This is a genomic window from Parendozoicomonas callyspongiae (assembly GCF_023502345.1).
Classification (GTDB): domain Bacteria; phylum Pseudomonadota; class Gammaproteobacteria; order Pseudomonadales; family Endozoicomonadaceae; genus Sansalvadorimonas; species Sansalvadorimonas callyspongiae.
Genome location: NZ_JAMFLX010000052.1, coordinates 1 through 9,967, shown reverse-complemented (window position 1 = coordinate 9,967; position 9,967 = coordinate 1). Strand labels below are relative to the sequence as shown.

Annotated in this window: 9 protein-coding genes and 1 pseudogene; 7 read left to right on the top strand and 3 right to left on the bottom strand. The window is 47.9% G+C overall.

The genetic code is table 11. The features are described from left to right. Window positions 1–319: 319 nt before the first annotated feature. A complete protein-coding gene (locus M3P05_RS19840; protein ID WP_249701861.1) occupies window positions 320–1,702 on the bottom strand; it encodes a TolC family outer membrane protein in 1,383 nt (460 codons plus the stop codon). Between the two features lie 214 nt (window positions 1,703–1,916). Between M3P05_RS19840 and M3P05_RS19835 the strand changes: the two genes are divergently transcribed. The 3 genes from M3P05_RS19835 to M3P05_RS19825 all read left to right on the top strand — a co-directional run bounded on the left by M3P05_RS19835 (window position 1,917) and on the right by M3P05_RS19825 (window position 3,651). Next, window positions 1,917–2,402 (top strand): DUF1249 domain-containing protein, encoded by a 486-nt coding sequence (locus tag M3P05_RS19835; protein ID WP_249701860.1) that lies wholly within the window; start codon window positions 1,917–1,919, stop codon window positions 2,400–2,402. 85 nt (window positions 2,403–2,487) lie between these two features. Then, entirely contained in the window at window positions 2,488–3,279 is a 792-nt protein-coding gene (cpdA, locus tag M3P05_RS19830) for a 3',5'-cyclic-AMP phosphodiesterase (RefSeq protein ID WP_249701859.1), read from the top strand. A gap of 135 nt (window positions 3,280–3,414) precedes the next feature. Further along, window positions 3,415–3,651 (top strand): PA3496 family putative envelope integrity protein, encoded by a 237-nt coding sequence (locus M3P05_RS19825; RefSeq protein WP_249701858.1) that lies wholly within the window; start codon window positions 3,415–3,417, stop codon window positions 3,649–3,651. 30 nt (window positions 3,652–3,681) lie between these two features. On the opposite strand, the gene M3P05_RS19820 is transcribed toward M3P05_RS19825, so the two are convergent. After that, window positions 3,682–4,458, bottom strand: a complete 777-nt coding sequence (locus M3P05_RS19820; RefSeq protein ID WP_249701857.1) for an alpha/beta fold hydrolase — start codon at window positions 4,456–4,458, stop codon at window positions 3,682–3,684. 199 nt (window positions 4,459–4,657) lie between these two features. On the opposite strand from M3P05_RS19820, the gene M3P05_RS19815 reads away from it, so the two are divergent. The 4 genes from M3P05_RS19815 to M3P05_RS19800 all read left to right on the top strand — a co-directional run bounded on the left by M3P05_RS19815 (window position 4,658) and on the right by M3P05_RS19800 (window position 9,409). Next, complete coding sequence (locus M3P05_RS19815) at window positions 4,658–5,953, top strand: dicarboxylate/amino acid:cation symporter (protein ID WP_283777889.1); 1,296 nt, start codon at window positions 4,658–4,660, stop codon at window positions 5,951–5,953. Window positions 5,954–6,132: 179 nt separating this feature from the next. Next, window positions 6,133–7,122, top strand: coding sequence for a biliverdin-producing heme oxygenase (locus M3P05_RS19810; RefSeq protein WP_249701855.1), 990 nt, complete (start codon window positions 6,133–6,135; stop codon window positions 7,120–7,122). A gap of 57 nt (window positions 7,123–7,179) precedes the next feature. Next, window positions 7,180–8,991 carry a Na/Pi symporter gene (locus M3P05_RS19805; protein ID WP_249701854.1) on the top strand — a complete coding sequence of 604 codons (1,812 nt, stop codon included), beginning with the start codon at window positions 7,180–7,182 and terminating at the stop codon, window positions 8,989–8,991. 49 nt (window positions 8,992–9,040) lie between these two features. After that, window positions 9,041–9,409 carry a DUF4202 family protein gene (locus M3P05_RS19800; RefSeq protein ID WP_249701853.1) on the top strand — a complete coding sequence of 123 codons (369 nt, stop codon included), beginning with the start codon at window positions 9,041–9,043 and terminating at the stop codon, window positions 9,407–9,409. Here the strand turns inward: M3P05_RS19800 and M3P05_RS19795 are convergent. Then, window positions 9,344–9,967 (bottom strand): annotated as a pseudogene (locus M3P05_RS19795) (IS1 family transposase); the annotation flags it as partial. The gene M3P05_RS19800 and the pseudogene M3P05_RS19795 sit on opposite strands and share 66 nt — an antisense overlap.

The window sequence follows — 9,967 nt, the reverse complement described above, 5'->3', positions numbered from 1 at the left end:
ACTTCTTCAGAGGAGTGGCGACAAAGAATCTTTCAAAGTACCTTGGCTGGAAACGCTACCTTAAGACCGAAATCTTCTCAGAGGATGGGCTTTTAGATCGCATTGCAGGTCACTGGACTAAACCACTATTTAACTAAACAGCGCCACCGGGGTTTGTACGATGCCCAGTCGATTCTCGAGGAACGACTGGAAAATATCCGTGATGCAATTTATGAGATTGAGAAGCCTGTAAAGAGTTAAATACCCAGGCAATTCAGACCACCCCCTGCGGAGGAATGGCCTTGACAGTCAGTGATTACAATTTGGATAAACCTTGCAATCAGGTACCGGAACAAATTGCGGTCAGATCTTCATCGCCATTGGCTTTCATCCAGGCATTCAGGTCTTTCAGATCCTGAGGGCTTAAAGTGCCAGTATTTTGCTTGAGCTTTAATGTATTGATAATAAAATCGTAACGGGCATTCAGGTAATCTCTCTGGGCAGCGAACAGCCCTCTCTGAGCATTCAGCACATCAACAATATTTCTGGTACCAACCTCATATCCGCTTTCTATCGCCTTCAAGGCACTGCTGGCAGAAACGATTCCCTGACAGCGAGCTTCAACACGGTCGACATCTGCATTGACAGTGTTGTAGAAAGTACGGGCATTGGCCGCAACAATACGCAGGGTACGGTCGGCGTTTTTCTGAGCCCCTTCCAGGCGATAGCCAGCTTCTCTTGCTCTTGAAGATGTTGCACCACCACTGAAAACAGGAATATTCAGTTGCAGGCTATAAGTTGACCCTTCTGTTTTTGTAGGAGGCAGTGCAGCACCCGTCCAGCTACGCTCAACCCTGTTATCCACATTGTGGGTATAGTTTGCCACCACATTCAGCGTTGGCGCATGCCCTGATCGACTGCTCCGTAACTGTGATTCTGCAGCATCAATACCTTTTCTGGCCGATAGCAGGTTCAGGTTCTGGTTGATGCTGACATTCACCCAGCTTTTGGAATCAGCAGGCACAGGAGCCGCAACCGGCATGGTTTTATCGAGTTTGGAGAGGGTGTCAGTTGCGGTATTGGTGATAACCCTCAAGCTTTCCTGGGCTACACCAACATTATTTTTGGCTTCAATATGCGTAACGCGGGCAGCATCATAAGCAGCCCGGGCTTCATGAACATCCGTTTCTGCAATCAGGCCCACTTCAAATCGCTGGATGGTTTGCTCAAGCTGGCGCTTGACAGCTTTTTCCTCGGCCTTCGCAGTCGTCAGAGTATCTTCAGCCCTGAGTACATTAAAGTAACTCTCGGCAACCCTCATGATAAGGTTCTGCTGCTCAGCAGCCAGACCGATTTCAGCCTGCGCTGTCAGATGTTCTGCTCGCTTGAAAGTAAACCAGGACGACAGATTAAAAAGCGGCTGACTCAGCTGGGCACTCCAGCCATGGGTGTTCCCATCTCTTACATTGTTTGTACCCAGGGTTTTTGAGCGATTACTTGTCGTAAAACCAGAAGCACTGATTTGCGGAAGAAGGGAGGCCATACTTTGTGGAACCGCTTCCCCCGCAGCATTGAGGGAAGCCTGCGCAGCAGCCAGCTGGGCATCATTCTTTAAAGCCAGTTCGTAAACCTGCAGCAGGTCAGTTGATTCAGCGGCATAAGCCAGACTGCTGGCGGCCATGATGGCGGCACTGATTCCGGTTAACAAACGCTTGGTTGCCATCACTCGTAATCCTGTATCTTATTCGGGGCTGTAAGTCATAAAACTATGCGATCTTACCAGACTTGTGCATTGAAAAGTTTGTCATACACGTAAAATTGCTGGGCATTTTCTATTACCATGACGTGGTTATTTCCGTCACCCTTTGCCTTGGCGCTGTAATGGTTTTATCTTCTGCTATTTATACTAAACAAAATGGTTGCTTCTGAAGAATCGAATGAATGTACAGGCACACTGCCCAGCCACTTACCCGACTATAAGTGCGAAAGGTCACCGTTATCACGTTAATCTTGCAGGCCTGCAGGCAGTGTGTGATGCCAATTATCTTCGCCTGATGAAGGTTGCCCCTACCGGAGCAGCAGGAACATCATCCAGGATTCACATCGAGTTTCAGGGACATGAAGCCTCAGCGACCCTGAAAATTGTCGAACAGACCCGTTACACAACGCTACTGACCCTTTCCCTCACAACACCATTACACTCCTGGCTTTCCCTGCCTGAACTGACTGTGCGGTTGTACCATGACGTCAAAATGGCTGAAGTTATTGGTGCCAGCGGTCATCGTTATCTGAATGCACGCTATGAATATCCTAATGCCCATATGCATCAGCCAGATGAGAAGTACCAGCTGAACACTCTTCTTGCCGAATGGCTGGATCACTGCATGGTGACTGGCTATACACCAGACTCTGTAAACATTTGATTCCAGAGCCCTGCAGGCGCAACATACTCCGTCAACTCCTGAACATTTCATGGCTTCCATATTGCCGACTCATTACGGAGCTCCTGTGCAGAAAGAACCTCTGACCCTGATTCAGTTCACTGATCCCCACCTGTTTGGTGATGCTTCCAAAGACCTGATGGGTATAAAAACCTGCCAGTCATTTGCTGATGTGGTGGAGCTGGCCAGATCTCAGGAGTCGCAAATTGACCACACTATCGTAACGGGTGATATCTCCCAGGATTATTCCATCGAATCCTATGAGTTCTGCCACGATCTTATGACCGGCCTGGATGCCCCTACTGTCTGGTTGTTTGGAAATCATGATGAAGCAGAGGATTTAAAGTCCAGCAAGTTTGCAGACCTCTTCCCCAAAGCGATCAAACTTGGCAACTGGAATATCGTTCTTCTGAGCTCCCAGATTCCCGGAAAAACCCATGGCGAGCTGGCGGACCAGGAGCTGACTTTCCTATGGCGTTTCCTGGACGAAAATCCCGATACTCCCACACTGCTGGCTATGCATCACCACCCGCTCTGTATCAGCAGCCCCTGGATGGATTCCATGCCTGTCACTAACGGAAAAGAGTTGGTGGAATCCCTAAAGAATTACCCGCAGGTCAAACTCCTGATCCATGGCCATATCCATCAGGAACGAGATACTGAGGTTAACGGTGTTCATATTCTGGCCACACCCTCCACCAGCGTTCAGTTTGCCCCCAAAGCCAATGATTTTGAGGCTGATACAGTTCAGCCTGGATACCGCAGACTGGTACTGAACCCGGACGGCAGCTTTGAAACGAAAGTGTTCCGCTTGCCTGAGGGAAGCTGGATGCCTGATCTCTCCCAGCCGGGATATTGACAGGACACCCGCCTCCTCTAACTCAGGGGATTCAGACTGTTTTTCTTTATAACAATCGGGTCTTAGTAGAGCTGCAAACCCCTCTTTGTGTTTTCTAAATTTGGGTTTGAGACAGTAGTACAAGGACCCGTAGTCATGCCTCGCGCAAATTCGGACAATGAGAGTCTCAGCCCCGAAGATGGACTGCCAGATGGACTCGAACTGCGCCGCAGAAAATCAGTCAACCAGAAGTGTAAGCGTAAAAAAGCCCGCAGCATTCGCAAAGGAATTGATTCTTACTTCGAACGAAGAGGTCTCAAGGATCAACTTGGAGATGAGTTTGACGATGATGATTTTAATGACCTTGAAGAAGATGATAACTGGTATCACTAACCGTTGTAACTGCCAGCTATCAACATTAACTTACAGCGATGCCAGAAACCGTTTCAAGGTTGCATTAAACAGATCCGGTTTATCAGCATGGAGCCAGTGCCCGGCTCCTGTTATAACGCGTAGTTTCGCTGCGGGGAAAAGGCGGTCGATAACATCCCTGTGCTCAGGCTTTAAGTAATCCGAGTTTTCCCCTTTTACAAACAGCGCTGGCCCTGCATAACTTTTCTCACCAGTTTCAGGAACAGCACAAATGTCCTTGTAGGACTTAATGATTCCCTCAACATTCATTCGCCATACATAATGTCCCTGTTGATCCTTCTTCAGACCCTTTATCAGTAACTGGCGTACTGTGGGCATTTCAATAAATGCTGCCAGTTGCTTATCAGCCCCACTTCTTGAAGTCGCCAGTTCTGGCTTATAAGCCTGTAAAGCGTTCAGAACATTCTGGTGATGTGGCGGGTACTCAGCAGGGGCAATATCGCCAACCACAAGAGCCCTGACCCGGTCAGGTTCCTGTAAGGCCATCCGCATACCGACCTTCCCTCCCATGGAGTGCCCAACAATGATTGCCGAATCTACCTTCAGGTGATCCATCAGTGCGAACACATCACCGGCCATTTCAGGATAAGACATGCTGGATCGGTGGAATGAGCGGCCATGATTTCGTAGATCCAGAGACACAATCCGGTAGTGATCTGTCAGGCCTCGCACCACGGGAGTCAGGTTATCCATGCTGCCAAATAGGCCATGAATGAGAATAACGTCTGATTTCTCACCGAAAATTCGATAATTCAACTGCTCAACCATAAATTCCCCAAACGAAAAATGCCTATATTAACACTCTATATCCATCAATAAACTCACATAGACTTTGGATAGACGTGCCATTTTGTCATATTCAAGTGGCCGATTACGGGGAACACATTGGTGGCTATAGAAGGATACCCCCGCCAGCCACCAGAAAATCTCTATTCTTATCTTAATACTTCACAAAAGGAACTTCCCGATGACGACCGGCTCTACCGGAACGCCGCCGCCTTCTTCTAAACAATCTCTCTCTCTGTGGAAGCGTTGGAATAATCTCCCACTCTGGTTACAGATTCTGATTGGCATGATCCTCGGTATCATCACTGGTGTCGGGCTTGGTACTGATGCCGTGATTCTCAAACCCATTGGCTCTTTGTTCATCAATGCCATCAAGATGCTGATTGTGCCACTGGTATTCTGTTCCCTGGTTGTCGGCGTCAGTTCCATGCAGGACACCAACAAGATGGGACGCATGGGACTGAAAACACTGGTGGCTTACCTTGTCACCACTGCCATCGCAATCTCTCTGGGCCTGCTGATGGGCTATATCTTGGAGCCTGGTGCCGGCATGAACCTGATTACCCAGGAAGAGATTGTGACCAAAGATGCACCATCTCTCATCAATACCATTGTTGATCTGGTTCCTCAGAACCCGGTGCAGGCAATGGCAGCCGGAGATATTCTGCAGATTATCGTTTTTGCGCTGGCGCTTGGTGTGTCTCTGACCCTGATTGGTAAAAAAGGTAAACCAGCTGTTGCTGTATTAACCAGTCTGGCTGAGGCCATGTATAAGCTGACCGGCATTGTTATGCTGTTTGCTCCTTTCGGGGTATTTGGTCTGATGGCGTGGGTAGCTGGTTCCTATGGTCTGGAAGTGCTTCTGCCATTGATGAAGGTTGTTGTGGCCGTTTATATTGCCTGTGCACTTCATGGCTACGGCTTCTATGGTCTGATTATCACCCTGATTGGTAAGTTGAACTCTCTGCGCTTCTTTAAAACAATTGTTGACGCCCAGGTGATTGCTTTCACCACATCCAGCAGTGCCGGCACTCTGCCAGTCAGTCTGCGCTGTTCCGAGCGTCTTGGTGCTTCCCGTGGTGCATCCAGTTTTATTCTGCCTCTGGGCGCCACCATCAATATGGATGGCACAGCGATTTACCAGGGTGTTACAGCGCTGTTTATTGCCCAGGCCTTTGGTGTTGATCTGGGAACCAGCGACTACCTGACCATCATTGCCACTTCCACTCTGGCATCTATCGGTACAGCCGGTGTGCCTGGTGCCGGCCTGATTATGCTGACACTGGTTCTGACGACTGTCGGCCTGCCAATGGAAGGTGTTGCCCTGATTGCCGGTATTGACCGGATTCTGGATATGGCACGAACCACCGTTAACATCACCGGCGATATTATGGTGACCACATTGGTTGCGCGTAGTGAAGGTGAGCTGGATATGGATATTTATAACGGTCACAAGAAACCAACAATTACACATTAAAAGATAAAACCAGCTATACCCCGCCGCTATAATCAAAAATAGCGGCTTTCAACCTCGCATTTGAAAAAAACTACTATCCTTTGTCCCACAAAGATCAAAACAATAAATATTGAAACTTTTTCTACTGACCTGAATTGCTTGATCAAAGAAATCAATCGTAATAACAAGGTGGGTCAAGAATGAATAACGCTGGAACAATAACCTCATCCCAGTTCTCTATTAGTAAGATTTTCCTCCCAATTGTTTTTGTCTTGACAGTTTCTAGCGCAGAAGGTCATACAAAATCAGGAACTGCAAAGAGTAGGTCATCGCAAGTTGTTCCGCAACAGCAATCTGAACCACCATCAGATGAGCATATAGACACGAATCCACCAAAGCGTCGCTCACTAAGATTGCAAGGTAAAAAAGATGTAATTTACTTTCCGTCCAAGCAACGAATACCAAAAGCATCAGTTCCAAAAAAGACTGCTTCAAAAAAAAGAAGAGTGGAGCCAGCTGAGCCAGAGACATTCTTTTGTACAGTCATCAAATCAGCAAGAGAACTCCATGGAATCATTGCTAAAACTGCCGTTATGTCTGCAATGACAGAAGAAAAAATGACAAGAGAGCAGCTAACCCGCTTTCATCATGGACTTCGGGACTATTACTCAACGCTTGAAACTGTTTTTAAACAGTGCAATTTGGCAGAGTTCCAATCTTTCCTTGAAGAAGTCAAGCGTACGCAAATACTTAATCTCGATTGCCAGTTCCTTCAACCATCCTCCCCTGATGTCATTGCCGGGGTAAGCGATTTGGAAGAAATAGCAATATATAAAAACCACCTTCTGAGTCTCACGGAGAACCCAGAGCTTATGTTTGCTCATATTCTTGTAAGGTATGGCAGTAACCTATTCGGAGGTCAAAAACTAAAAGTCCACCTTAAGAAAATATTTCCCGATGATAACCTGCAATATTATGAGTTTGGTGATGATGCCAATGTTAAGAGGCTTCAGGAACAACTGAAACAATTAGTTGATGGCATTCCGACTACATACCCTGCGTCAGCTGACCGATTTAAAGAGGAAGTCCATAAAGCCTACGAATACACGACTCGCTTTTATACACAGCTTGCCTATCCCGCTCCTGTTGCAGAGGAGAAAACCTCCAAAAACAGATCTCCAGAAATCTAACACCTAACCGATAACCCTTGCTTAACAGCACGTACCATCTTCATCAGGTTTATCTGTATGTTTCGCAAGGTTCTGTTTTCGGCCATGGTTCTGCTTCTGGCCTACAGCTTATGGTTTCGCCCTGACATTCTGACCATCACTGCTGGTATCTCTCTCTTTCTCTTCGGAATGCTCTGCCTTGATCAGGGCTTCCGCCAGGTCAGCGGTGGCTGGCTGGCCCGAACCCTGAAACGGACAACGCGAACTCCCTGGAGCAGTTACCGGGCTGGACTTGCAGCGACCAGCCTTCTTCAGTCGAGCTCACTGGTTTCTGTACTTGCCCTTTCCTTTGTCAGTACCCGACTGATCACCCTGAGTGCCGGTATCGCTCTTTTGATGGGTGCCGGGCTGGGTTCAACTGTGGGAACCTGGCTGATTGCTGCCTTCGGTATGAAAGTCGCTATTTCCCATTACGCTATGCCCATGCTGGTGATGGGTACCCTGCTTCAGCTCCAGAAAGCCCATCGCCTGCAGGGTGGAGGCTATGTATTGCTTGGTCTCGGCTTCCTGCTTTTAGGTATTCACTACATAAAGGAAGGAATGGGAGGAGCAGGCGATTCCACACTTCTGACCTTTGACTATGGCCTTCTTGGCGGTGTGCTTATCGGTGCTATTTTAACCGTGCTTATGCAATCCAGCCATGCTCTGCAGATCCTGGTGATTACTGCCATGTCAGGTGGACATCTGGATTATTCCGACGCTATCGCCCTTTGCATTGGAACCAATATCGGAACAACAGCAACTGCGGCATTGGCAGCCATAACCGCTTCGGCAGATGGTCGCAGGCTGGCGCTGGCCAATATTGCTTTCAAATCAGTCGCTGCTTTCTATATTGTGCTGACCATACCTTTCTGGATAAGCACCAATCAGGCCATCGCTTCCGTTTTAGGTATTGCCGGAAACAATATGCTGGAACTGGCACTGTTCCACACTGTTTTCAATATCGTGGGAGCTGTCTTGATGGTTCCCTGCCTCGACCCACTTCAAAACTTTCTAAGCCGCCTGTTTGTTAATCAGGACAAGCAGAATCACTTAAATATCCCAATGCCTGTTGATGAATCAGCCAGAGCAACAGGCTTGACTCAGACAGCTCTGCAACACCCGGACACAGCACTTGTAGCCCTGAGAACAGAGAGCACATTTCTCTATCGACAAACTGTTGCCCTGATCAGCTTTGGCCTTTATGTCGATAACAGCCTGAGCCATGACAATAACCTGGACCTGCCGGAATCCATTCCTCCCTGGCCAAACTGGCGGGTTGGTAAACTCTACAAGCTCCAGATTCGTGGTATTCATGAAGATATCTGCGAGTTTTGCGATCAACTGGAATCCCAGGTAAGCCCTGAGCAGAAAGCGGATATTGCGGCTTTAAGGATGGCCTGCAACAACTTTGTAGGCGCTATCAAACAGCTGCGCTATCTCCATAAAAGCCTGAGACGAAGCGTCCACTCAGACACCGATTCCATCAGGGAACATTACCGACTGCTCAGGAATCGGATAATTACCACACTTCGCCAGCTTCAGCTGTTTTCACAGGATGAGAACTGCGATATTCCTAAAGCCGTCAGTACTCTTAAAAGGGAACTTTATGCACAGGATTTCCTTTCCGAAAACTCTTTACAGACACTGCTGAAAGAGTCTAAGACAGATGCCCTGCATATAACTGCCCTGATCAACGACAACGGTACTGCACACAATATCTGCAATAACCTGATTGATGGTGCTGTTATTCTGCTGCTCCAGGGACATGGCGCAGTGATCAATCCTGAAACAGATGAGCAGTTTGCCCTGCCCTTTATCCCCGGCAGTAAACCTCAACCCTCGCAATAAAGTTGAAGATGCAGTAAAACTCTTGCCATAAGAACAAGAGGCTGTAGATATGACTCAACTTAAACAAACACTTCACGCCATAGATCAGTTACATGCTCAGGATCCTGAGCAAATTGATGGCAAAGCCAAAGAGCTGATCTATACCGAAGATATGACCCGCTGGCTGGAAAAGTTGAATCCAAATGCCTCAGACGAACTGCGTATTGCTGTGCGTTCTCAGCACCTTTGCCGCTGGGAAATAGCCCGCGCTGAATACCCGATGGACCGGGTAGGCTACCTGAAATGGCGGACAGATCTTGGAAAGATGCATGCCCGAAAAGCATCAGAAATTATGGCAAAATATGGTCATGTTTCAAACAGGTTGATACCACATTCTAGAGATGAACTCACCAATCACCTTGTCATGGAGTTCTTCTGAGCGAGAAAAGCAGATGGTTTTACGAGTTAACCGCTTCAGGCGGGTGCGAAGAGTCAGGTTTGTTCTCTCGATGCTCTGTGTCAGCTTCTTGGTAACAACATGGATAGCTTCAGGTAGTTCTGCACCGTAGGGCTTCCAGTCATCAGTGCAGTAAAACTTGAACTTGTAGGGCTTGACCAGCTTCATTAGCTTTTTCAGAATCTTCTTGGTTCGGCGACCAAAGACATGAGTGATCACTCTCTGGTAGCGAGGCTCCCAAGCGTAGAATAACCAGCGTTGATTCTTTTTATTTCCAACATAAGACCATTGTTCATCCATCTGGCAGATCAACACCAACTCTTCACTGTCGAAAGGCAGTGACGTCACCTGTGGCGGAGCGAGTTTTTTAGATGGCTAATGACTGTTGTTGGGCTGATGCCCAGAACCCGCCCTGTGTCCCTTATTCCAGAGCCGTTCATAGACATGTTTACTATGCGCTCGTGAGTACCGGGCTTGTTGGCGTTGTAGACAAACTCAAGCTGGAAGCTTTGTTTACAATTTCGGCACAGGTAGCGCCAG

Excerpts from the sequence above, each read along its gene's own strand:
- M3P05_RS19840 (WP_249701861.1), bottom strand. The coding sequence starts at position 1,702 with ATGGCAACCAAGCGTTTGTTAACCGGAATCAGTGCCGCCATCATGGCC.
- M3P05_RS19835 (WP_249701860.1), top strand. The coding sequence starts at position 1,917 with ATGAATGTACAGGCACACTGCCCAGCCACTTACCCGACTATAAGTGCG.
- M3P05_RS19825 (WP_249701858.1), top strand. The coding sequence starts at position 3,415 with ATGCCTCGCGCAAATTCGGACAATGAGAGTCTCAGCCCCGAAGATGGA.
- M3P05_RS19820 (WP_249701857.1), bottom strand. The coding sequence starts at position 4,458 with ATGGTTGAGCAGTTGAATTATCGAATTTTCGGTGAGAAATCAGACGTT.
- M3P05_RS19815 (WP_283777889.1), top strand. The coding sequence starts at position 4,658 with ATGACGACCGGCTCTACCGGAACGCCGCCGCCTTCTTCTAAACAATCT.
- M3P05_RS19810 (WP_249701855.1), top strand. The coding sequence starts at position 6,133 with ATGAATAACGCTGGAACAATAACCTCATCCCAGTTCTCTATTAGTAAG.
- M3P05_RS19805 (WP_249701854.1), top strand. The coding sequence starts at position 7,180 with ATGTTTCGCAAGGTTCTGTTTTCGGCCATGGTTCTGCTTCTGGCCTAC.
- M3P05_RS19800 (WP_249701853.1), top strand. The coding sequence starts at position 9,041 with ATGACTCAACTTAAACAAACACTTCACGCCATAGATCAGTTACATGCT.